Below are 23655 nucleotides of genomic sequence, written 5' to 3'. Positions count from 1 at the left end.
TTACCTATGAACACTTCATACACAAAATTAACCGGGATATTTATCTTGCTACTTTTAACTGTTAATCAGGCTTCGGCACAGGCGCCGGTTTATAATGTTAAAAAATATGGGGCAAAAGGCGACGGTAAAAATATAGACACCAAAGCCATTGACAAGGCTATTGATGCGGCTAACGCAGCAGGAGGCGGAACTGTCTATTTCCCAGCAGGCGATTATTTGTCGGTTACTATTCATTTAAAAAGCAACGTAGCTTTATATATTGATCAGGGAGCCACTATTGTTGCGGCCACTACAGGAGAGGGTATTCAATATGACTTGCCTGAAAAAAGTGAAAATGAAACCTACCAGGATTACGGACACAGTCATTTCCACAACAGTCTAATTGTTGGCGAAAATTTACATGATATCTCCATTATTGGGCCGGGTCGGATATGGGGAAAGGGCCTGGTAAAAGATGAAGGTAAACCCGGTAAAAATGAAGGTTTTGGCAATAAAACGCTTGCGCTTAAACTTTGTCGCAATGTAACATTAAAGGATTTTACCATTTTTCATGGCGGCTGGTTTTGCTTTTTGCTAACGGCGGTTGATAATGCCACTATCGATAACATCAAGATGGATACCGGTCGTGATGGAATTGATCTGATCTCAAGCAAGAATGTTCGTATTTCAAATACCACTATCAATGCCCCCGGCGATGACGCCCTGGTATTGAAATGTGATTTCTCATTGAATTATCCACGTGCCTTAGAGAACGTAACCATAACCAATTGTCAGGTTTCAGGCTACAATGAGGGTACTTTTTTAGACGGAACTTATTTAAAGGACGGCAGAAAACACCCACAAGGCCGTATTAAACTGGGTACCGAGTCCAACGGCGGCTATAATAACATTACCATAACTAACTGTATTTTTGACCATTGCAAAGGTTTGGCGCTGGAAACTGTTGACGGTGCGGCATTAGAGGACATTATTATCAGTAATATAACCATGCGTGATATCAACAACGCACCTATATTTATCAGGTTAGGGGCCCGCCAGCGTGCCCCTAAAGATTTTCCATATAGTCAGCTTCACCGGGTAATGATCAGCAATATTATAGCTTATGATGTAACGGGCGATCAAGGTGCTATTATCAGTGGCATACCAGGACATGATATTGAAGATCTGACCTTAAGCAATATTCATATTTATTTTAAAGGCGGCGGCACTAAAATACAGGCGGCGCGAGAAGTTCCTGCATTAATAAAAGACTACCCTGAACCGGATTCTTTTGGTATAACACCTGCGTATGGGTTTTTTATCAGGAACGTTAAAGATTTAAAGATGAGTGATGTTGAAGTGAGCTATTCAAGTGAGGACCTGCGCCCCGCTTTTGTTTTAGACAATGTAGATGGTGCAGATTTTCAGCATATCCGTGCTCAGAAAGCTGATGGAGTGCCGATGTTTATGTTTAAACAGGTAAAGAATTTTAACCTGTTTAACAGTGGCCAGCTTCCAAATACCAAACTGGCTACTGTTGATAAACAACAATTGTAATTATGACATTATTATATCGCAACTTAACTGGGATATTTCTCTTACTTCTTTTAAATGCTAGCCCTGCCTCTGCGCAGGCACCAGTCTATAATGTGAAAAAATATGGTGCCAAAGGAGACGGCAAAAATTTAGACACCAAGGCCATTGAGAAAGCAATTGGCGCAGCTGCGAAAGTGGGAGGTGGTACAGTTTACTTCCCCGCCGGCAACTATCTATCGGTAACCATTCACCTTAAAAGTAATATTGGATTATATTTAGACCAAGGTGCCACCATCGTTGCGGCAACTACCAGCGAAACGGTTAAATACGATTTACCCGAAAAAAGTGATAATGATTTGTACCAGGATTTTGGACACAGTCATTTTAACAATAGCTTAATTGTTGGTGTAAATCTACATGATATCTCTATAACTGGTCCGGGACGGATTTCAGGTAAAGGTGGTTTGATCAGAGACGATCAAGAAAAAAAAAATGATGGTTATGCCAATAAAGCGATTAGCTTAAAGCTTTGCCGAAATGTAATATTAAAAGACTTTACCGTTTTTTATGGCGGCTGGTATGCCTTTCTCCTCACCGCTGTTGATAATGCGACCATCGATAACATTAAAATGGATACCAACCGCGATGGTATTGACCTGGTATCAAGCAAAAATGTACGTATTTCAAACTGCAGTATAAATGCCCCTGGTGATGATGCTATTGTTTTAAAAAGTGATTACGCCCTGAACTATCCTCGTGCCACCGAAAATGTAACCATTACCAATTGCCAGGTATCAGGTTATAACGAGGGTACTTTTTTAGATGGCACTTATCAAAAAAATGGAAGGAAAGACCCAAGTGGTCGCATTAAATTAGGGACAGAATCAAATGGAGGCTTCAAAAATATAACGATAACTAATTGCACGTTTGATCATTGTCGTGGCCTAGCCCTCGAAACTGTTGATGGAGCTGTTTTAGAAGACATCACCATTAGCAACTTGACCATGCGCGATATTTTGAATGCACCTATTTTTGTACGATTAGGAGCCCGTATGCGCGGACCTAAAGATTCCCCTTACAGTCAATTGCGCAGGGTAATGATTAGTAATATTATCGCCTCTGAAGTAACTGGTGAACAAGCTGCCATCATCAGCGGGATACCTGGACATGATATTGAAGATCTTACATTAGACAATATTCATATCTATTTTAAAGGAGGTGGCACCAAAGCCCAAGCCAAAAGAGAAGTGCCTGCCTTAATAGACAGCTATCCCGACCCCAATCGCTGGGGAATTACACCTGCTTATGGTTTTTTTATCAGAAATGTTAAAGACCTAAAAATGAGTAATGTGGAAGTAAGCTTCATGAAGGAGGACCTTAGGCCTGCATTTATTCTGGATAATGTAGATGGTGCAGACTTTCAACACGTGCGTGCACAAAAAGCTGATGGGGTGCCAATGTTTATGTTGACCCAGGTAAAAAAGTTCAACCTTTTTAATAACGATAAAATTCCCAATACCCAATTAATAGAAGTTGGTAAAAAACAATTATAACTATTAACCAAATATTTAAACATTATGAGAGTTATCAAAATCAGTCTTCTTTTTGCGTTATGTGTAACTGTTTCTCCAAAATGGCTTAGTGCACAGAACGCCAAAAGCACATCTAAAAAGACTTCAGCAACCCCATGCATGGATGTGCTTCACTTATTCACGGCAGCCAATGTCCCTGCAATGGCTCCAGAAGAAGAGTTTGCGCCACTAATAAATTCAACAGAGCCAACACCTGCAAACCTGCCCGGAAAAGGCTTGGCGCAACATCCCATGTTATATGTTGGCGAAAACTGCAATAGAATGTCATTAGTGAAAAATGGCAAAGTGATTTGGACTTACAATACTGGTAAAGGACCTGAGTTTGACGATGTGTGGATGTTGTCAAATGGCAACATTTTGTTTTCACGTATGCAATATATTGCTTTAATAACACCAGACAAGAAGGTACTTTGGCGTTACGACTGCAATAACTCCAAAGGAATGGAGCATACCGAGGTGCATGCCTGCCAGCCTATTGGTTTAGACAAGGTTATGTTTGTCGTAAATGGCCTGCCTCCAAAATTATTTGTGGTTAACATTAAAACTGGTAAGGTTGAAGTAGAACAGGTGCTTCCGTCTAACCAGCCGGCAACAGTTGGTGATATTCATCCTCAGATTAGAAGGGCTCGTTATACCGCACAAGGTACCTACCTGGTTTCATTACTTAACCAAGGTCGTGTTGTAGAATACGATAAGAATTTCAAAGAGATATGGAGCTACAAATCTACCAAACCCTGGGCTGCCCTGAGATTAAAAAACGGCAATACTTTAATTACAGACGAAACTGACAATGCTACCCGAGAAGTAAATACCAAAGGCGAAACCGTTTGGGAATTCAATTGTAAAACAGACCTGCCAACCGAATATCAGTTTACTTCGGCGCCACAAAGCTGTACCAGGCTGGCTAATGGCAATACCATTTTTGCCTCACGCGGCCAAGGAGGCAAAGGTCCGCAAATGATTGAAGTTACCCGAGATAAAAAAGTAGTTTGGGTACTGCATGATTGGCAAACCGTAGGCGACGGTACAGCAGTGCAAGTTTTAGACGATCCGGGTATACCTGAAATACCGGGACAATCAGAACATTAATGGTACATTAGATGCTATAATAAAAACAACAGCCAGTATACCGATGAGTAATCATTATAAAATAACATTCGTAACATTAACAACCTTGGTTGCTAATGTTACGCTTGCGCAAGTTCCTCCAAAGGCACAGGCTGCACAAGAAAGGGCAAAAACCGATTCTTTAACCAAAGAAAATTATCAGCAAACACTGCAAAGCTTAGGTATTAAATTACCAGTTCTTCCACCAATGGCAGAAGATCCAATGCGACCCAAAAATTCAACCCTAAAAACTAATGGTAGGGGCTATGTCGATTCAAGAGGCCAGTCGCTTACCCGCTCGTCTTGGGGTGCTTGGGTAAATTATAGTGAAGATAGCGCTAACGAATACACTTTGCCCGATCCATTGGTTTTAAAAAACGGCAAACAGGTTACCGATGCTAAAACGTGGTGGCAGCAGCGCCGCCCCGAAATAGTGAATGATTACGAAACCCATGTGTTTGGTCGTATTCCAAAAAATACCCCTAAAATAGCCTTTGAAACAAGTGATATCGATAATAATGCATTGGATGGTACCGCCATTAAAAAAACCATTACCGGCCGTATTGATAATTCTGCTTATCCGGCTGCGCAACCTGTCATTAAAATGGTTTTGTATTTACCGGTTAAGGCAGCAGGACCGGTCCCTTTAATGGTTATAGCTTCATCAAACACAATTGGTGATGCACAAACTATTAAGTTGATGAATAGTACAGGCTGGGCCGTAGCCATATTTGATACCAATGCTATACAAGCTGATAATGGGGCGGGGTTAAGTGCAGGTATTATTGGATTGATGAATAAGGGTAAACTAAGAAGGCCGGAACAGTGGGGTGTTCTAAGAGCCTGGAGCTGGGGCCTAAGCAGGGCTTTAGACTATTTTGATGCTCATGAGATGATGGCACTGGTAGCACCGCGTCCATTATTCATTACTGGTGGAACGCAGGACATTTGGGCTGATCCTTTAGGCGAATTTAAAGCTTGTGTTGCTGCAACACCGGTTTATACGTTATTAGGTAAAACAGGCATTCCCGTAACCCAATTACCATCGCCAGATGTTTCCCTTATCAATAGCGAATTAGCATTCCGTTTACATGAGGGTGGCCATACAGATTCAATTGACTGGCCAATTTTTATAGAATTTGCAAAGAAATATTTTAAATAAAATGAAAAAATCAACTATTGTTTTAACGGGTTTATTGGCCTGTTTTGTAACCGTAAATGCACAAAATAAAAAAGGCAGTTACGTTCCCCTATTTAATGGTGTTAATGGCAAGGGATGGCATCTAGCTAATGGAACATCTTTCCCAGAAAAGGGCTGGGAGATCAAAGATGGCGTAATTACTATTCAAGCCAGCGGCGGAAAAGAAGCAGTTACTTATGGTGATATTGTTACTGATAAAGAATATAGCGCGTTTGATCTGGTCTTTGATTTTAAACTTACACCAGGGGCAAATAGTGGTATAAAATATTTTGTAACGCTGGCCGAAAAATCTGCCGGTTCTGCCATTGGCTTAGAATACCAGATATTGGATGATGAACGTCACCCTGATGCCAAACTCGGCAGGGATGGCGACCGGACTCTGGCATCGTTATATGATCTGATCAAAGGCAAAAAATCAAAATCAATTATCAAACCAATTGGCGAATGGAATCACGGACGCATCATAGTATATCCCAACAATCATGTGGAACATTATTTAAATGGCGTAAAAGTTTTAGAATACGAGCGTAGTTCTTCCTCGTTTAAAGCATTGGTTGCTCAAAGTAAATATGCTAAATGGCCGAATTTTGGGGAAGCTAAAAAAGGGCACATCTTATTGCAGGACCACGGTAATGAAGTAAGTTTTAAAAATATAAAAATAAAAGTGCTTAATTGATCGCTAAATATCACATGAAAGGTCTAAGATTTTTTGCTGCCATTTGTTGTTTTTCTATAAGTACATCTGGCCTTTACGCGCAACAAAAAGTATTTGCCGGTGCAGACGAAAAGACACCGTCTAAAGCGCAATATTTCAGTTGGATCAACAATACTAATGAGGGACCAACCGAAAAGCAAACCTTGATCAACTTTAACTTTTTTAACTGGTTAAAGAAAGATTACGGTATGCAACTGGATATCTATGCTTTTGATGCGGGTGCTATAGATGGGAAAAACTTTTACGGCAGCATTTATTCAGATCGTTTTAAAAAGCAGTTTCCCAATGGGTTTGATCCGTTATACAAGCAAGCCAAAGATATGGACTTCCGCCTGGGTGTTTGGGGCGGACCAGACGGTTTTGGCAACACGCCGGAAGAACAACAGCAACGGATAGATCAAATGGTTAAACTTTGCAAAGATTATAACTTTGCACTCTATAAATTTGATGCAGTTTGCGGCCCTTTAAGACCGGAGAAAGAGGATGCTTTTATCAAAATGATGGTCGACAGCCGTAAATACAGCCCGGATCTGATCTTGCTGAATCATCGGCTCGGGTTGACTAAAGGACTGCCTTATGCGACAACGTTTTTGTGGGGCGGCACAGAAACTTATATTGATGTTTTTTTGGCCAATAGTACAACTGCTCCTCATCACCGCGCAGGGGCGCTTGCCCGTGGCGAGGTTCCCGGCCTTCAACGACTAACTGAAGACCACGGAGTCTGTCTGTCATCTTGTTTGGACAATTGGGATGATGACCTAATCTTACAAGCGTTTAATCGGAGTTTGATACTCTCGCCGGAGATCTATGGTAATCCTTGGTTATTAAGTGATGCTGAATACCCAAAACTAGCCCGTATTTACAACATCCATCGCAAATACAACAGCATATTGATCAACGGTAAAATATTACCATCTGAAAAATATGGAGCTGATGCGGTTTCACGAGGTGATGGCACGATCCGATTGATCACTATGAAAAATCTTGGCTGGACAACGCAGACAAGACAAATCAAACTTGGAGAAGAAATTGGATTAGAAAAAGGCAAAGCAGTTAAGCTAGTTCAAATTCATCCTCAGGAAGAATACTTGGGAAGCTATGCTTCTGACGCAGAGGTATCAGTTAAAATAGAGCCTTTTAAGTCGACATTATTTATTGCTACAACGGTAGATTATACCGATCCTTTGATTACCGGATCGCGTTTTAATGTAGTTAAAAATGTACCGGGCCAACCGGTGATCATTGATTTGGTTGGCGCTCCTGGTACTGATGCTTTCATTTCTGTGGCGCATCCTGAAAAATATAAAAAGGCAGTGTTACCCAATGGTGTAAATTTAAAACGAAATATTCATTTTGGCGGGACCAAATTAAAACTTAGTCCATACCGAAAGTTAAATAATTTTACTCCTATTACCATACCTGAAGATGCTGCAGCATTATATGAGGCTACGGTATTTGCTGCGGATAATAATGCTTTAGAGGTGCGTTCGCTACAGCGTTCGGGTGATACACATATTTTGGAAGTAAAGCAGGCAAGGGATGCTTTTTTTGAACAGGAAACTTTTATTAAGCGTGGCGTATGGGATAAAAATTTATTTGACGGTGATATGAAAACCGGGTTTTGGGTTTCTCAAAAATATCAGCAAAAAGTAAATGGTGGTATGTTAAGGCTCGACTTGGGCAAAGTAACCGCGTTAGATGAATTGTTGTTGAAAGTACCCAATGAGTTTGCCTTACAACCGCTATTGCCCCAGGAAGGAAATTATGTAGAAGTTTCAAATGATCTGAAAACTTGGAAACAGCTTACCTATATAGCCGGTATTACCAGCCATATCACCATTAATGATTCCGTACGTTATTTCAGGTTTGGCAGTTCACCGCAACAGTTGGTTGAGATAGAGGGAATATATAAAGGCATATCAGTAGACAGAGCTTTATGGCGAGCCTCAAATTTGTTTTCACCGGCAAATAAAATGGGTACTAAAAAAGCATGGAAAACTACTATAAAACTGTCTGAACTTGCAGCTAACAGTTATTTAACCATTGCCCTTAACGGAAAACATGGTGTAGAAGGAGCTTATGTAGCTGCTAAGATTAACGGGGAATACATTGGCGCACCCGATCGTTCCACTTCTTATCCATCTAATACCTGGGAACATATTAACGTTAAGCAAGATCAGAATTATACGTACTACATACCCCTTAAAGACAGCTATTTGAATAAAGAGATAGAAATTTTTGTGTTAGCCAATGATCCGGAAAATCTTAATATCGATCCCCAAGCCTGGATCTGGTCTAAAGACCCAAACAAAAAGATACGTCTAACACTTTATCAAAAATAACCGACAAATTTTATTAGGTGAGATTGCAATGCTCACCTTAAACTTTTCAGCCTTGTTACTGAAAAAATTTCAATCTGATGCTCACCAAAAGTTCTTCCGCTTTTTTGATGTTGCATTTTTTATATATAGGCAATTGTTTATGTAAAGATTTTTCCATTTCCTTTACATAACATGTTATATTTGTATGAGTTTTTTAAATTTCTTTACATATGCAAGGCTGGACATTAGATAAGCTTCCTTTAGCAATAGAGTTGGAAACCGTAAAAGTTTTGAAAGCATTGCCGGCTGCACATGCAGCTTTGGCAGAATTGAAAGGTATAGCTTCAACAATTCCTAATCAAAGCATTTTAATAAACACTTTAGGACTTCAAGAAGCAAAGGACAGTTCTGCTATTGAAAACATCATTACTACACATGATGATTTATATAAATCTGAACTTAATCTTGACGCGTTCAAATCAATGGAAGCAAAAGAAGTGCAGAATTATATATTAGCATTAAAAAAAGGATTCGAACTCATTAAAAAGGATAATTTATTAACCAACAGAACTATTATTGAAGTTCAAGAAACTTTAGAAGATAATAATGCTGGATTTAGAAAACTTCCTGGAACTGCACTCAAAAATGCTGTTACCGGGGAGGTAGTGTATACACCACCACAGGATTACGAACAAATAAACCAGTTGATGTCCAATTTAGTAAAATACATCAATGATTCAGAAATGCAGGATTGCGACCCATTAATAAAGATGGCAATGATTCATTTTCAATTTGAAAGTATACATCCATTTTATGATGGAAATGGACGCACCGGAAGAATTATAAATATTCTATATCTGATTTTGGAAGGCCTGCAAAATCTACCCATACTGTACTTGAGTAATTATATTATCAAGCATAAAGCTGATTATTATCGGCTGTTACAAAAGGTAAGAGATGAAAACTTATGGGAAGAATGGCTTTTGTTTATGATAAGAGGCATTGAAATTACCGCTAGGGAAACTATAGAATTGATTATCAAAATAAAAGACTTGATGTTGGACTTTAAGCATAAGCTAAGAGACAATTATAAATTTTACAGTCAGGACTTATTAAACAATCTATTTAAACACCCCTATACTAAAATTGAGTTTTTGGTGAACGATTTAGGCGTATCGAGATTAACTGCCGGAAACTACTTAAATAAACTGGCAGAAGATAAAATGCTGAGAAAAGAAAAATTAGGGACTGGAAACTATTACATTAATGAAGATTTATTCGCGTTACTAACGAAGCGGTAAACGATTACTGTATTATTTTTTAGGGCAGATACTTACGCTTGACAACTATCATTGTTTACGCCTTTGATTAAGTAAGCCGTGAAAATGGAACGGTAATAACAAAAGCTTCAATCATAATGTAATCTTTTTTGATTCTGTGTTTTTGTACGTTATGATTGAACAGAATCAAGAGTCTTTTTTTGACGATAACGATTTCGTAAAAAAGCACTGAATATCGTTTTAAATCAGTATAAAAGATAGATATTGCTGAGTGATTTAAACAATAACCAATGAAAATCAAAATATTCCCTTACTTATTGCTCACATTGACGATCATATGCATTATGTTTTTTAAAGCATCTGCTCAAAAAAAACATGGTGTTCAACTTATATTACGCGCTACTCCCTGGCAATTTTCTGGAGGGAAAGCACTAAGTACCCTTTCGCTGCAAAAGAACAAGGCGATATTTAGCGTGCCATCTGACAGCAGTAGCTTTACCATCAAAATGCGGGTTAACTTAAAAACGGTAAGCGCTGCTATCAATCTCCTTAACATTCCAGGCGTGCTCACTTTGACCACCTCCCAGCATAGTCCGACGGATAGAAAAATTCAAAACTATCCGGCTTATCCAAGGCCAGATGGTTCAGTTCCGGTATTAGAAGCAGCACTTAGGCTTTATCCACCATTAGAACCTGCGGGCCCAAGAGACATGCCTATAGGTATTCCATTGGCCATGTTGGCGAAACCAGAAGGAGAACATGAGGTGGTGCTTCATTTCTCCGGCGTTAGATGGACTATGTATGTCGACAATGAATTGTTGGACAACGACTTTCCTATAGGTTATCCAAAATGGGGAGCTAAAACCACTTGGGAAATAAATCCATCATTGGTTTCCAGTGCAGAGATTTTCTTCCCCGGCATCGAACCACAAAGAGTAGCCTTAAAGAAACCCCGTGTTTCAAACGAGATCCAATATTGGACACCTCAGGCCCATAACGCCTGGGTGGGCGACGTAGCTTCGTTTTACTACAAAGGTCGTTATCATATATTTTATTTGTTTGACCGCCGTGGCCATAGTAGTAAGTTTGGGAAAGGTGGCCATTACTTCGAGCACATCTCCACAACAGATTTCAAAACATGGACTGAACATGAGGCAGCAACTCCAATAGAGGCACAATGGGAAACAATTGGTACCGGTACACCTTTTATATTCGACAATAAACTTAGTTTGAGCTACGGTCTTCACACCACACGGATCTATCCCAAGGAACAAACCATGTTGCCTTTACAATGGGATTACTACAATAAACATGGCTATACAGGTTCTTTCCGTTATGATACTATTCCTGGCTATCCGGCCGGATCTACTTATTCGGTTAGTGAAGATGGCGTCAGTAAATTCAAAAAAACAAAAATTTTATTCCATCCCTGCGAAAACCCAAGTGTTTACACCGACCCCGAAGGACACTTACGCATGTTGGCTAACTATGGAGCGAAAGGAACCTGGGGATCAGAATCAATAGTGGGCGGGTGGCGCTCTCTCAATCCAAACTTCCCTCCGGGCGGTGATTGCACTTTCTTTTTCCGTTGGGGAAATTACGATTATGTAATAGGAGGCTTTACCGGCTTTTGGTCGAAACCAGCTACCGCATCCGAAGATAAATTTGCAGATGGAGTTAAAGCCGGGTTAGATTTTTACAACGGAATGAATGTGCCGGCGGTGACAAAAATAAAAGATGGCCGTTTCTTATTAGCCGGTTGGATCCCCATGGCAGGCTGGGGCGGTTCACTAACTATACATGAAATGATCCAATCTGCTGATGGTAGAATTGGAACAAAATGGATGAAGGAGATCATACCTGCAACCCTTAATGAAAAACTGTTGACCAAAGAAGTTAAGAAAACCTCCACTTTTGCTACCGGATCTTCCTCTTTCCTGTTAACATTTGATGTAGAACCAGGTAAAGATCTAAAAGGGAAATTAGGCGCACTTTTTCTAGGTAGAGATGGTGAAAATCATGCCTGTGAAGTCCAGCTTAACCCAATTGCAAAAATCGCACAATACGGAAAAGGATACTTTCAGCATTTCTCTTCGCCAGAGAAATCATTAAGAGCGGGTGGTTCTCCAAGTGCTGCGCGCAATTACGCTATCGAAAATTTGGCCAATACAGATAAACCGTTTACCGTTCGCATCATTGTAAAGTATGAAGATAAATTTGGTGGTTCACAGATAGACACAGAAATTGCAGGGCAACGCACCATGATCGCTTTCTGTCCGGATTTAAAGATCGAAAAACTGTTGTTACGGTCGGAAGAAACGGGAATCAAAAATGTAAAGATTGCAGCGCTTAAGAATTAAGTATTCTGGCATTTCTTTACCTATGTAAAGTGGTTTTAATCTTTCTGTCTCTATTTTAGCTAAAGCAAAATTGGTGAGCAATTATAAAAACACTCGCCCATGTTAGAGACTTATGCGCCCAAACAGATTGTAACCTTAGAAAGACTAAAACAATGACAAATAACAAATTATTAAGAATGGACAACGTTGGCATCGTGGTAGAATCTCTAGACGATGCAATTTCTTTTTTCTCAGAGATTGGTTTAAAGCTCGAAGGTCGGGGAAAAGTAGAAGGCGAATGGGCTGGCCGTGTTACAGGACTTGATTCTCAATGCGTAGAGATTGCCATGATGATTACTCCAGATGGTCACAGTCGATTGGAGCTTTCGAAATTCATAACACCATCCACCATATCAGATCATAGGAATGCGCCTGTAAATGCACTTGGTTATTTACGTGTTATGTTTACCGTTGAGGACATTGATGAAATGGTAGCCAGACTGATCAAACATGGTGCTCAACTTGTTGGAGAAGTAGTTCAATATGAAAACTCCTACAGATTGTGTTATATTAGGGGAGCTGAAGGACTTCTTGTTGGACTGGCAGAAGAAATTGGTAAAAAATAATTGCATACTTAACTCATCAGGCTATAAGTAAATTAGTAATCTTAACCATCTTAAAATACAAAAATTAAACAAAAATGAAAAATTCAATTAAATCCAGAATCTTATTTTTATTGGCACTCTTGTTTGGGCTAATGTTCATCAACGCAGGTCTTAATAAATTCCTCAATTATATGCCTATGCCAGAAAAGTTACCAGAAAAGATGGTAAAAGCGATGGCAGCATTTATGGAAATCGGATGGCTTTTACCACTTGTTGGACTTGCAGAAATCGTTGGTGGAGTGCTAATAATTATTCCAAAAACGAGGGCACTTGGTGCATTGGTAATTTTCCCTATAATGGTTGGTATAACACTTACTAATATTTGCCAAGACAGTAGTGGTTTGCCGATAGTATTTATTTTATGGGCTATTCTAATCTGGATAATGGTTGAAAACAAAAGAAAATATCTGCCTTTGCTTGATTAATTTAATTCCTATCAAGGACCTTTAAAAGCAACTTAGAAGGATACTATTTTAGTCTGCCTTCACACAAATACCATACAAGAACCATATTCAGACCATACTTCTACACAAAAAGGTACCCTTTTTGTGTAGAAGTATGGTCTTTGTATCGAAGAAATATCGAAGCAGTTCCTAACTTGTCTAGTACTGATTTACATCAGTCCTGCTCTCCACCGATAGTCTACTGTTGCCTGTCATTTTTCTTGACCTATGTAAAGCAGATTATATAATTCTATTTCTATTTTAGCTAAAGCAAATAGTTAAGTATTAAAATATGAGAAAAGTAATTGCGGCAATCAATATGACACTTAACGGGGTTTGCGATCATACGGCAGTTAATCCGGATGAGGAGATACATCAGCATTATGCTGATCTGTTAAGTAGTGCAGATACCGTGCTTTATGGGCGGATAACTTATCTGCTTATGGAATTCTGGCGAGCTTTGGTGAAAAATCCATCGGGAGAAAAATCAATGGACGACTTCGCCCTGGTCATGGACCGCATTCCGAAACTTGTGTTTTCTCACACGCTTGAAAACGTAGAATGGAAAAGTGCAAGCTTGTCGACAGAGCCCCTTGAAGCAGCAGTTGCAGCACTAAAGCAACAATCTGGTAAAGATATTTTAGTGGGTAGTAGGAGTTTAATTATACAATTATTAAAGCTAAATTTAATAGATGAATTCCAGCTGTGTATTCACCCTGTCATCGCTGGAAAGGGATCGTCCTTATTTGAAAATATGATTGATAGGACCATTCTTAAACTGTTAAGTACAAAAACCTTTAATTCTGGGGCAGTGATTCTTTACTATGAACCCATAAATAAAAGAACAACTATATGAGAAAGATAATTTCATTTATGCATATATCGCTTGACGGTTTTGTAGCAGGCCCGAACGGAGAAATGGACTGGATTAAAGTTGATGAAGAACTTTTTGAACATGTAGGTCATCGCATAAGCGATGGAAATACTGCATTATACGGCCGGGTAACTTATCAAATGATGGAAAGTTACTGGCCTACAGCAGGAGAGAAACCAACAGCATCCCAGCACGACATTGAACATTCAAAGTGGTATAGCAAAGTTAAAAAAGTTGTGCTATCAAGAACAATGAAAGGTGCTGATTTGGAAAACACATTAATTATTAATGATGACCTTAAGGATAGCCTAAATGAGCTAAAACAAGAAGGAGATCAAGAAATCCTACTTTTTGGTAGCCCAACAGCTACACATTCATTGATGGAAAAGAATTTAATTGATGGCTATTGGCTTTTTGTTAATCCGATAATTTTGGGACAAGGTATTCCGCTGTTTACAGGTAGCACAGCAAAAGCACAACTAAAACTATTAACTACGCATCAGTTTACGTGCGGAGTAACCGAATTGAATTACATAGTGGACAAACATAAAAACTAATCATGAGCAACACCGTAACATTACATCGCGTTTTAACCGCGTCGCCAGAGAAAGTATTTCGAGCCTTTTCCAATATAAATGCTTTTTCTTCGTGGATTCCCCCATATGGATTTATCTGTGTAGTTGATCATAGTGATTTTAGCCTAGGAGGAACCTACAAAATGTCTTTTCTCAATTTTTCTACCGGGAGTTCCCATTCTTTTGGTGGCGAATTCTTAGAAATCATCCCAAATGAGCTGATAAAATATACAGATCGATTTGATGATCCAAATATGCCCGGAGAGATGATCACTACCGTGCGCTTGAAGAAAGTGTTGTGCGGAACGGACTTGCATATTGTACAGGAAGGTATTCCTGCAGCAATTCCTGTAGAAATGTGCTATCTGGGATGGCAGGAATCTCTTGAAAAACTAAAGAAACTGGTTGAACCTGAGATTCCTGACGCATAAGTGGAGTAGGGAGGAGCTGTAAGTCATTTTTTATTTCAAGTACTTCACAATTGCTTTGTTAAATGGGCTTTTGAACCGATCATAGCTATCCATTGTCGGTTAAATTTTGTCGGGAGGTTGTAACTGCTGTGAATACTGAAGTTGTTAAAATAAAAAATTTGCCTTGTTTACTTCAAAATGTTCTGTTGAGTATTAAACAGAAATACCTAAACAACGCATAGTTGCGGTAATAATTCCTGTAATCACCGCATGACTTACTTATAATTTTAGAAATGCGGTAATTAAACTTTATATTCACCGCATATTTGCGACGATATGTATGTGCATCAATTAGAGAAATGGCCTGAGTTTTATTGGAACGCAGATAGTTTATCAGCAAAACTTGGAAGAGTCAGGCATCATCAAGGCAAAATTTTCGGTCAGGTTAAGGCTTTGGGGTTTAAGTTTCAAGAAGAAACCTTATTATATACGCTAACACAAGATGTTTTAAAATCTAACGAGATTGAAGGACAATTGCTCAATCGCGACCAGGTTAGGTCTTCAATTGCCAGAAGGTTAGGGATAGATGTTGCGGGTGCTACACATGTTGAACGTAATGTGGAAGGTGTAGTAGAAATGATGTTGGATGCCACCCAAAACTATAAAGATGAACTAACAGAAGAACGCCTTTTTGGTTGGCATGCGGCTTTATTCCCCACTGGAAGAAGTGGGATGTCCAAAATAAATGTTGGCGCATGGCGAGAACATCCGATGCAAGTTACTTCTGGATATATAGGTAAGGAGATTGTTCATTTCCAAGCTCCGGAGGCGGAGAGATTGGATGAGGAAATGCATACCTTCCTAAATTGGCTTAACGGAAAAAGGGAATTAGATGCGGTAATTAAGGCTGCGATAGCACATTTATGGTTTGTAACTATACATCCATTCGACGACGGAAATGGACGTACTGCCAGAGCGATTGCCGATCTACTTTTGGCTAGGGCAGATCAAAGTTCTCAGCGTTTTTATTCCATGTCCGCTCAAATCCAACAGGAGCGAAGTGAGTATTATACAATTTTGGAACGCACACAAAAAGGAGATTTGGACATTACCGCCTGGCTCGATTGGTTTTTGGAGTGTCTTTATCGTTCTTTGGAAAGCACGGAAAAAACTATTGAAAAAGCTTTAGAACGGGCCAGATTTTGGGAAAGAAATAATGCTGTAGATTTTAATGCCCGGCAGCTGAAAATGCTACAGGTTTTATTAGATGATTTCTTTGGAAAATTGAATGTTTCCAAATGGGCTAAAATAACAAAAACATCAACTGATACCGCTCTAAGGGATATACAAGATTTATTAAAAAAGGAAATTCTAATACAAGAAGGTGCAGGAAGGAGTACCAGTTATCGCATAAAGGAAGATTTTATGGAGAATTAATTATATTTATTTGGTCTTAGGCGAAGACTGTTAAGTGATTTATCCGTAGAAAAACAATGATGTGGTAACAAATTTTACAATTGCGATGTTCAAGCGCTATCGAAGAAGTTTATAAACGTATTGATGTAATCTGTCTTTTACTAGCTGAGCGGTGAATACTGCCAGTAGGGAACTCAATATTTTACATTTGAGCCTCGCTAACTGGTACACTTTTCTATTTTGATCTTTATCATCGTTTTTTCGGTCTCTGTTTTGCATAGATGAAGTGCCTTTGTCAAATATTCATTGGTCTTGTTAGTGTCAATAAACTTGTATAATTCTGCTAAAAGAATAAAGTAAAAATGATTTGTTTTTAAGTCTAATTTTTTAGCTTCTCTTATGGCTGATAAATTTCCATAAACTTTTGAGAACGCCCAAACTCTGTTTAAGGCAACTATTTGAGAATTGTTAGCTAACAATAACACTTCATACAAATTCAAAATGTTTGGCCATTTGTCAGGATTTATGCTTTCAACCGTATGCCAATAAGCGATACTTGCCTCAATATAGTATGTTGATGTGATTTCCCATTTAGATGCTTGCTGTAAATAATAAAATCCTTTTTCAATAAACTCTGTGTCCCAAAGCGTTCTGTCTTGGTCGTCATACAGCACAATGTTTCCATTTGGCGTTTGCCTTGCTTCTAAACGTGAAGCGTGAAAACACATTAGTGACATCAAACTATTTGTATCGTGATTGTTCGTAATAGGATTGTCCAAAAGTAAACACGCTAAATTTAATGCTTCAACGCAAAGGTCTTTGCGAACAATAGCGTTGTTACTTTCTGAATAGTAACCTTCACTGAATAGAAGATATATCGTCTGTATAACGCTGTTTAACCGCTCATTAATTTTTTTATCATCAGGCATTTCAATCTTTATTTTTTCTGACTGCAGCTTTCCTTTTGCCCTTTGTAATCGTTTGTGAATTGTTTCTTTGTTCGATAAAAATGCGTCTGCGATTTCATTTAGCCCTAAGCCACAAAGTATGCGTAATGCCAAACAAATTTGTGATTCGGCGGAGATTGCCGGATGACAAACCGCAAAAAGCATTTGAAGCTGACTATCAGATATATTACCATCCGAAAAGTCAATCTCAATTAGCAAATTTTTGTTGGTTAATTGTCCAGAAACGATTTTGCTAAAAGAATTGGTTCTTGCAAAATGATTTCTCAATTTGTTTTTAGCAACGGTATAAAGCCAGGCCGTTGGGTTTTTAGGCGTTTTTTTATATGACCAACTATCAAGTGCCGATAAAAAAGTCTCGCTTACAATATCTTCTGCGATTTCAATATACGCAAGACCAAATGACTTGGTTAGAACAGAAACCATTTTACTGTATTCTGTTTTAAATAAATGGGGAACCAATTCATTTTTATCGCTATCCATTACTATTCAAAAAAACCTTTTGTAGCATTAACAAGTTCATCGATAACAACATTATTTGCTAATTTAGAAGGGTGATCTCCTGATTGAAAACCATAATTTCCAATGTCTGAATGATTCATACCCTTAATAAATATGATCTGTGCATCATTTGGTAGCTCATCTTTATGCTTTTTAATTTTCTCTTCTGGAAACACACCATCCTGCTCGCCATTAATGCTTCTAACTTTTTTCATTTCTTTTGAAATGTCAGTACCACTATAAGTGCCGAAAATCAAAATGCCATCGACACTTTTATGGTTCTTACTGGCGTACAAGCAGGCCATAGAACCACCAAGAGAATGGCCTCCAATATACCAGTGTGTAATTTTAGGAAACCGTTTCTGAATTTCGGACGCTTTATTAATACCAAAGAATGCAAGATTCTTATACATCTTAGGAATAAAGATTTCTACATTATTGAAAACCGCGATGGAAGACAGTTTTGAGATATATGCTTCTGGTTGAACTTTGGCGCCTGGGTAAAAAATATATCCTTTATTACTTTTATGGTTGAACGGTGTAATTGAAATATATTTATCAGTGTTTTCTATAATAACGTTTCGATTCTTTAACGCATTTGACAGCACTTCTTTATCAGCATCATATCCAAAAGATGCCCAAACAAAAAAAGCTACAGTACCTATAACTAACACCAATAAAATAAAGTATCCTATCCTTTTTAAATTCCTTTTCATTTAAAAACATTGATTTCGAAAATATCAAAAAAGGTTGCCTGTTTGAGACAACCTTTTCTTTCCTATTTTTGTTGCATTATCTGTCTCACTTCTACTGTATTACCTTCACCTTGTAAAATAGGTGCTCCTTTTGCAAATTCTGCTGCTTCGTCTGCAGATTCTGCTTTTACAATAATGTAGCCACCAAGTGTTTCTTTAATATCTCCAAAAGGACCATTTGTAACAAATTTATTGTGATTGACTACTTTGGCATCGTCAAATAACAGCCCTGTACCGCTCACAAATTTGTTTTGTGCAACAATGTTGTTTACCCAATCCATTTGTTGTTTCATCCATTGTTGTATTTGCTCAGGTGAAACTTTACCGTTCACGTTTTCATGTCTGAAAATAAGAATGTACTCTTTCATTTTGTTTATTTAAAATTGTTATTAAATATTTAGATTATAACCTAATAACAATCTGATTTGGTTAATAGGGACATATAAAGTTAAAAAAATCTGTATGCTGTTTTGATATTGAGTGGTCAATAATACTCCGAACTTATTGGGGGCTAAAATAAAATAGCATATGGCTCCGTTTTTCTTCCGCTATATTCATCCAGCAAAGCTAAATGGATCAACTTACAAATCACATATGCACTTTGTAGGTCGGATAGCGTTAAGCTGCAAGTCATGGCTCGATAACTGGGTAAATTTCTCCGCCTTCTTTGAATATGATTATGTGATCCGAAAGATCATTTATACCACTAATCCCATTGAGGGAGTCCGCCAGATCCGCAAAATAACAAAGACTAAAGGTGCTTTTTCTTCGGAACAAGCATGAATGAAAATGATGTACCTGGTTATTAAAAATATCAGCAAAAAATGGACGATGCCATTACATAATTAGGGATTAGCATTTTCACAACTTTATATTAAATTTGGGGATAGAATACTCAAGGAGCTTTTTACAATATGGATACCCTCGATCATCAACACCAGATCCCTCCATTCCAATTCAAATACATCCTTATTAACGGGTAGGGAGAAAGTGCCCGATTCCAGCCTTTTGTAGTAGAGTACGAAGCCTCCACTTTCCCAGTGCAGCAGTTTGATGTGTGTCCGACTTCGATTCAGAAATACAAAAACCTCACCACTTGTAGATGAGCGCTGCATATTTGAGCTCACCAATCCGCATAACCCATCAAATGATTTCCTCATATCACAATGGCAATTATAAAGGTAAAAACGATGTGAAGATCCCAGCGAGAACATCTTTAGTAGAGATGGATCAGCCTGGCAATAAGATGAAGATCACTGCCGGCATTGACCTTAACTCCGTTGGGATAAATGACTTCTATTTTTTGAACGGAATTACCTTTGGGTAAAACTTCCGTAAAACGAGATAAACCTTTTTCTTCTTTACTGATATTGATCCAATAACCTAATTTGCCAACCTTGATGCCATGAAAGGAACAAAATTCTTGTTGGGTCTGATCACTGTTGCGCCATTGACTAACCAGGGAAAGCATATGGCTCCGTTTTTCTTCTGCTATATTCATCCAGCAAAGCTAAATGGATCAACTTACTAATCACATATGCACTTTGTAGGGCGGATACTGTGCACTTGGCCGCAGTGCCTGTTTGCTGGGCTACCGGACACAATACTTCAGTATGAACAAATTTCTGGAGGCACTGGCCCAGGCCAGGCTGGATGGTTCTTATCTGAAATGGATCAGGGCAATCTCTGCAAATAAGTTGCTGATCCTGGACGACTTTGGACTCAAGCCATTGACTAATGATGCCAGGATTGCCCTACTGGATATTCTGGAAGACAGGTACGGGAACGGCTCAACTATGATTACCTCACAGCTCCGTAAGCGTTCGGCCGTTCCCCTCTTCTTCCAGACACCTTGATTAGGTAGCTTTGTTTTATTAAAACATAGCGAAAATGAGAAACAATAGTGCGCTACATCAGGAAATGTTCAGCCACTATCAAAACTGGCAACAAAGTGGTTTAAGCCAAATCGGCTTTTGTACCTTACATGGGATTACTTTTCACAAGTTCAATTATTGGGTTCGAAAGTTTGATTCAGGAGATACCAAAGGCAAAGCATCATCGGGTGGTTTTCTATCGGTAGCCATTAAACAGCCCGCCTCTGATTGTAAAGTTGAGATCATCCGTACCGATGGTACGCGTATTCAGTTTCATGGCGCTGTAGAGGCAGGCTTTATCAAAAGCCTTTTAGACTAGTGCTCAGTCTGAATTCCGGTTACCGGTATTACATTTATCGTGGTATAACTGATTTTCGATGTGGAATGGACAGCCTGAGTGGCACAGTCAGACGGGAACTTTCCATTGATCCTACCGGCGGGGAGATATTTATCTTTTTTAATCGTAAGCGCAATATGGTTAAGTTACTCCACTTCGAAGGGGACGGGTTTGCAATTTATCACAAGCGGCTGGAAGCAGGGACTTATGAACTTCCCCTTGCCACAGCACAGGCCAGTTCGGTGCAAATGAGCAGTGAGGACTTGCTGCTGATCCTACGTGGTATAAGTTTGAAAAGTATAAAACGGCGTAAGCGTTTTAGCCTAAAAAAGACTGGATAAAATAAAGAAATATCTTGCCTGATTGGGCTAAAATGCGTATTTTTAGTTCATGATCGAACTGGTTTCAGAGACTGTTTATAACCCCCGTGAGCTGATGAAAAAGCTTAATGAAGTGGTCGGCATCCTGAACCAGACCTTACAGGAATCTGCCAAAAAAGATATTATTATCGATCAGTATGCTGCAGAAAACATGCAGCTGAAACATGAACTGTCCAAGCTGAAAACATTAGTGTTTGGTGCCAAAAGTGAGCGCTTTCAAGCCCTGGGTTCCGCCGATCAGATGCAGCTTTCTTTTGAAGCTGAATCCCCAAAGCCACTTACTGCAGAACAGCTGACAGAGAAAATCAATTACACCCAGAAAAAGGCGGCCTTAAATGTAACTTCACACCCGGGCAGAACAGCTTTTCCTGCTTCCTTACCACGAGAAGAGAACATCCTTTTACCAGACACAGATCTTACCGGATATCGCGAAGTTGGCAGGGAAATAACCGAAGAGCTGGAATATATACCGGGAAAACTATTTGTCAGACAGTACATCCGGCCAAAATATGTCCGTAAAAATACAGATGACTTTATTGTAGCACCACTTCCATCACGGCCAATTGAAAAAGGCATAGCCGGGCCAGGGCTGCTGTCCCAGATCATTATTGATAAATATGTCGATCACCGTCAAGTAGAACGTTTCAAACGTGAAGGGATTACTTTGGCAGCATCCACACTCTCGGGATGGCTGACTGCCTGTTGCACATTGTTGGATCCTCTATACCAGCAGCTAAAAAATCAGGTGCTCAAAAGCAGCTACCTGCAAGTAGATGAGTCTCCAATTAAGGTATTGGACAAAGATAAAAAAGGAAGCAGCCATAAAGGTTTTTACTGGCTGTATTATGCCCCTGTCAGCAAACAAGTCTTCTTCGATTACCGGCAGGGCCGTGGCAGAGAAGGCCCTGAAGAATGTCTGAAAAACTTTACCGGATATCTTCAGACTGACGGGTACCAGGTTTACGAAAACTTTGCAAAACGTAGTGGAATCACCCATATGGGATGTATGTCCCATTCACGGCGTAAATTTTCAGAGGCCATGGACAATGATGGCACAAGGGCGGAATATGTGCTGGGAGAATTGCAGAAAGTCTATGCCATTGAACGCAAATTCTTGGAGAAACGAATTGATGCTGCGCAATTATTTGCGGACAGAACCGAACAAGCCGCACCAATATTGGTAAAGCTAAAAGAATGGATGCTGGAAAATTATGTGCAAGTATTGCCTAAGAGTCCCATTGGAAAGGCAATACAATATGCATTATCACGCTGGGATCAATTATCTGTTTATCTCCTTGACGCGGATCTGCTCATCGATAACAACCAAATTGAAAATGCAGTACGCCCCCTGGCTATCGGGAGAAAAAATTATCTCTTCGCTGGATCACATGAAGCAGCACAAAGAGCAGCAATGCTATATTCCTTCATGGGGACCTGCAAGAAAAATGGGGTTAATCCTTTTGAATGGCTAAGAGATATTCTTATCAGAATACCCGAACATCATGCAAATAAATTGGATGAACTCCTCCCTCAAAACTGGGTCAATAGCACCAAATCACTAGATTCGGGTACTTAGCCGATGGCTTACGCCGCACCGCACTAAATTAATTAAATAACCAATGAATTAACTTAAGCCATCGCCAGCCATTTTTGAACAAATTTACTTTTACCTGCTGGCATTAATTCTGTTTTAGTAACCAGCTAATTAATTCATCATTGTCAACAATACTCCAAGAATGCGGATGTCTTATATTGTCTGGCTTGCTATAACCTTTGTTTTGTGTCGTTATTAAAGTTGCATTAGCATTACCAAGTCTATTTAGTTCGTTAATCATTGCCGAAGATTCTGTAATATTCATACTAGTAAAATCTGCACCACGTTCTTTTAGCCACCAATTTATGTCTGGTTCCGAATATATCCTTATTGGAGTTTTTATCAACCTCTTAATTGCGGTTTGTGTCGTGTCTGAAAATGAATAGGGAGAAGTTTTATAAAAATTTGTCAAAGCTGTTTGTGGGGTTCCATTCATTTCCTTTTCAATCCTTTCAACCATATAAATATTTTCCTTGTTGGGTTCTTTTAGTTTAGAAAGACGCAAACTTTACCGGAGAAGCCCACAGGTTGAAAAATAGAAAAACCATTTTTGGAGAAACAAAATAACGTATTACTTTTGCAGAACTGTGTATGAATTGTTACGGTTTTTAATGTAGCGTTCTTGCCGATAATGCTGCACTTATTGTTACCGTTTTTGCTGCACTCTTAATTGCCAAAAATGCTGCATTATTAGTTACCGATTACACGGAGCTTAAAGATTTGCAGATACGGTGTTTGAGTGGCATTAATTTAATCACCTTATGGCATATTATTGGAATAAGATTAATACATTAGA

23 protein-coding genes and 2 pseudogenes are annotated in these 23655 nt (G+C 39.1%); 19 read left to right on the top strand and 6 right to left on the bottom strand.

The window, feature by feature from the left end:
• Positions 1-6 precede the first annotated feature (6 nt).
• The 14 genes from ACVWYN_RS13640 to ACVWYN_RS13575 all read left to right on the top strand — a co-directional run bounded on the left by ACVWYN_RS13640 (position 7) and on the right by ACVWYN_RS13575 (position 16474).
• A complete protein-coding gene (locus ACVWYN_RS13640; RefSeq protein ID WP_457289419.1) occupies positions 7-1536 on the top strand; it encodes a rhamnogalacturonidase in 1530 nt (509 codons plus the stop codon).
• Positions 1537-1538: 2 nt separating this feature from the next.
• Complete coding sequence (locus ACVWYN_RS13635) at positions 1539-3068, top strand: rhamnogalacturonidase (RefSeq protein ID WP_457289418.1); 1530 nt, start codon at positions 1539-1541, stop codon at positions 3066-3068.
• A 24-nt stretch (positions 3069-3092) separates the two neighbouring features.
• Positions 3093-4196 carry a beta-propeller domain-containing protein gene (locus ACVWYN_RS13630; RefSeq protein WP_457289417.1) on the top strand — a complete coding sequence of 368 codons (1104 nt, stop codon included), beginning with the start codon at positions 3093-3095 and terminating at the stop codon, positions 4194-4196.
• 43 nt (positions 4197-4239) lie between these two features.
• A complete protein-coding gene (locus ACVWYN_RS13625; RefSeq protein WP_457289416.1) occupies positions 4240-5376 on the top strand; it encodes a glucuronyl esterase domain-containing protein in 1137 nt (378 codons plus the stop codon).
• Between the two features lies 1 nt (position 5377).
• Complete coding sequence (locus ACVWYN_RS13620) at positions 5378-6091, top strand: 3-keto-disaccharide hydrolase (RefSeq protein ID WP_457289415.1); 714 nt, start codon at positions 5378-5380, stop codon at positions 6089-6091.
• Between the two features lie 14 nt (positions 6092-6105).
• On the top strand, positions 6106-8472 hold the full coding sequence (locus ACVWYN_RS13615; RefSeq protein WP_457289414.1) for a hypothetical protein: 2367 nt from the start codon (positions 6106-6108) through the stop codon (positions 8470-8472).
• Between the two features lie 209 nt (positions 8473-8681).
• On the top strand, positions 8682-9752 hold the full coding sequence (locus ACVWYN_RS13610) for a Fic family protein (RefSeq protein ID WP_457289413.1): 1071 nt from the start codon (positions 8682-8684) through the stop codon (positions 9750-9752).
• Between the two features lie 269 nt (positions 9753-10021).
• The gene (locus ACVWYN_RS13605) at positions 10022-12091 is read left to right on the top strand and encodes a hypothetical protein (protein ID WP_457289412.1); all 2070 of its coding nucleotides are present in this window, start codon (positions 10022-10024) and stop codon (positions 12089-12091) included.
• Positions 12092-12243: 152 nt separating this feature from the next.
• Positions 12244-12696, top strand: a complete 453-nt coding sequence (locus ACVWYN_RS13600) for a VOC family protein (protein ID WP_457289411.1) — start codon at positions 12244-12246, stop codon at positions 12694-12696.
• Positions 12697-12770: 74 nt separating this feature from the next.
• Positions 12771-13160 (top strand): DoxX family membrane protein, encoded by a 390-nt coding sequence (locus ACVWYN_RS13595; protein WP_457289410.1) that lies wholly within the window; start codon positions 12771-12773, stop codon positions 13158-13160.
• A 310-nt stretch (positions 13161-13470) separates the two neighbouring features.
• Positions 13471-14034: a dihydrofolate reductase family protein gene (locus ACVWYN_RS13590; protein WP_457289409.1), complete on the top strand. Its 564-nt coding sequence runs from the start codon at positions 13471-13473 to the stop codon at positions 14032-14034.
• Positions 14031-14609: a dihydrofolate reductase family protein gene (locus tag ACVWYN_RS13585; protein WP_457289408.1), complete on the top strand. Its 579-nt coding sequence runs from the start codon at positions 14031-14033 to the stop codon at positions 14607-14609. Before ACVWYN_RS13590 ends, ACVWYN_RS13585 begins: the two co-directional genes overlap by 4 nt.
• A 2-nt stretch (positions 14610-14611) precedes the next feature.
• Positions 14612-15058 (top strand): SRPBCC family protein, encoded by a 447-nt coding sequence (locus tag ACVWYN_RS13580; protein WP_457289407.1) that lies wholly within the window; start codon positions 14612-14614, stop codon positions 15056-15058.
• A 315-nt stretch (positions 15059-15373) separates the two neighbouring features.
• On the top strand, positions 15374-16474 hold the full coding sequence (locus tag ACVWYN_RS13575) for a Fic family protein (RefSeq protein ID WP_457289406.1): 1101 nt from the start codon (positions 15374-15376) through the stop codon (positions 16472-16474).
• A 197-nt stretch (positions 16475-16671) separates the two neighbouring features.
• Here ACVWYN_RS13575 and ACVWYN_RS13570 read toward each other — a convergent pair whose 3' ends face one another.
• The 3 genes from ACVWYN_RS13570 to ACVWYN_RS13560 all read right to left on the bottom strand — a co-directional run bounded on the left by ACVWYN_RS13570 (position 16672) and on the right by ACVWYN_RS13560 (position 19042).
• On the bottom strand, positions 16672-17901 hold the full coding sequence (locus tag ACVWYN_RS13570) for an RNA polymerase sigma factor (protein ID WP_457289405.1): 1230 nt from the start codon (positions 17899-17901) through the stop codon (positions 16672-16674).
• Between the two features lie 2 nt (positions 17902-17903).
• The gene (locus tag ACVWYN_RS13565) at positions 17904-18635 is read right to left on the bottom strand and encodes an alpha/beta hydrolase (protein ID WP_457289404.1); all 732 of its coding nucleotides are present in this window, start codon (positions 18633-18635) and stop codon (positions 17904-17906) included.
• Positions 18636-18697: 62 nt separating this feature from the next.
• Positions 18698-19042, bottom strand: coding sequence for a YciI family protein (locus tag ACVWYN_RS13560; RefSeq protein ID WP_457289403.1), 345 nt, complete (start codon positions 19040-19042; stop codon positions 18698-18700).
• 250 nt (positions 19043-19292) lie between these two features.
• Here ACVWYN_RS13560 and ACVWYN_RS13555 point away from each other — a divergent pair.
• Positions 19293-19520: pseudogene (locus ACVWYN_RS13555) on the top strand (transposase); the annotation flags it as partial.
• A gap of 23 nt (positions 19521-19543) precedes the next feature.
• On the opposite strand, the gene tnpB (ACVWYN_RS13550) reads toward ACVWYN_RS13555, so the two are convergent.
• Both tnpB (ACVWYN_RS13550) and tnpA (ACVWYN_RS13545) read right to left on the bottom strand, forming a co-directional pair.
• Positions 19544-19888 (bottom strand): IS66 family insertion sequence element accessory protein TnpB, encoded by a 345-nt coding sequence (gene tnpB, locus ACVWYN_RS13550; protein ID WP_457289402.1) that lies wholly within the window; start codon positions 19886-19888, stop codon positions 19544-19546.
• A 2-nt stretch (positions 19889-19890) separates the two neighbouring features.
• Positions 19891-20175, bottom strand: a complete 285-nt coding sequence (gene tnpA / locus ACVWYN_RS13545; protein ID WP_457289401.1) for an IS66 family insertion sequence element accessory protein TnpA — start codon at positions 20173-20175, stop codon at positions 19891-19893.
• 70 nt (positions 20176-20245) lie between these two features.
• Here tnpA (ACVWYN_RS13545) and ACVWYN_RS13540 point away from each other — a divergent pair.
• From ACVWYN_RS13540 to tnpC, 4 genes and pseudogenes are all read left to right on the top strand, one after another.
• Positions 20246-20530, top strand: a pseudogene (locus ACVWYN_RS13540) (ATP-binding protein); the annotation flags it as partial.
• 34 nt (positions 20531-20564) lie between these two features.
• On the top strand, positions 20565-20867 hold the full coding sequence (gene tnpA / locus ACVWYN_RS13535; RefSeq protein ID WP_457289400.1) for an IS66 family insertion sequence element accessory protein TnpA: 303 nt from the start codon (positions 20565-20567) through the stop codon (positions 20865-20867).
• Entirely contained in the window at positions 20867-21226 is a 360-nt protein-coding gene (gene tnpB, locus ACVWYN_RS13530; RefSeq protein WP_457289399.1) for an IS66 family insertion sequence element accessory protein TnpB, read from the top strand. The genes tnpA (ACVWYN_RS13535) and tnpB (ACVWYN_RS13530) overlap by 1 nt, the downstream gene beginning before the upstream one ends.
• Before the next feature lie 112 nt (positions 21227-21338).
• Entirely contained in the window at positions 21339-22841 is a 1503-nt protein-coding gene (tnpC, locus tag ACVWYN_RS13525; protein ID WP_457289398.1) for an IS66 family transposase, read from the top strand.
• A 103-nt stretch (positions 22842-22944) separates the two neighbouring features.
• Here the strand turns inward: tnpC and ACVWYN_RS13520 are convergent, their stop codons facing one another.
• Entirely contained in the window at positions 22945-23364 is a 420-nt protein-coding gene (locus ACVWYN_RS13520; protein ID WP_457289397.1) for a hypothetical protein, read from the bottom strand.
• Positions 23365-23655 lie beyond the last annotated feature (291 nt).

The organism is Pedobacter sp. UYP24, from assembly GCF_054057295.1.
This window is presented reverse-complemented; position numbering and strand designations above follow the sequence as displayed.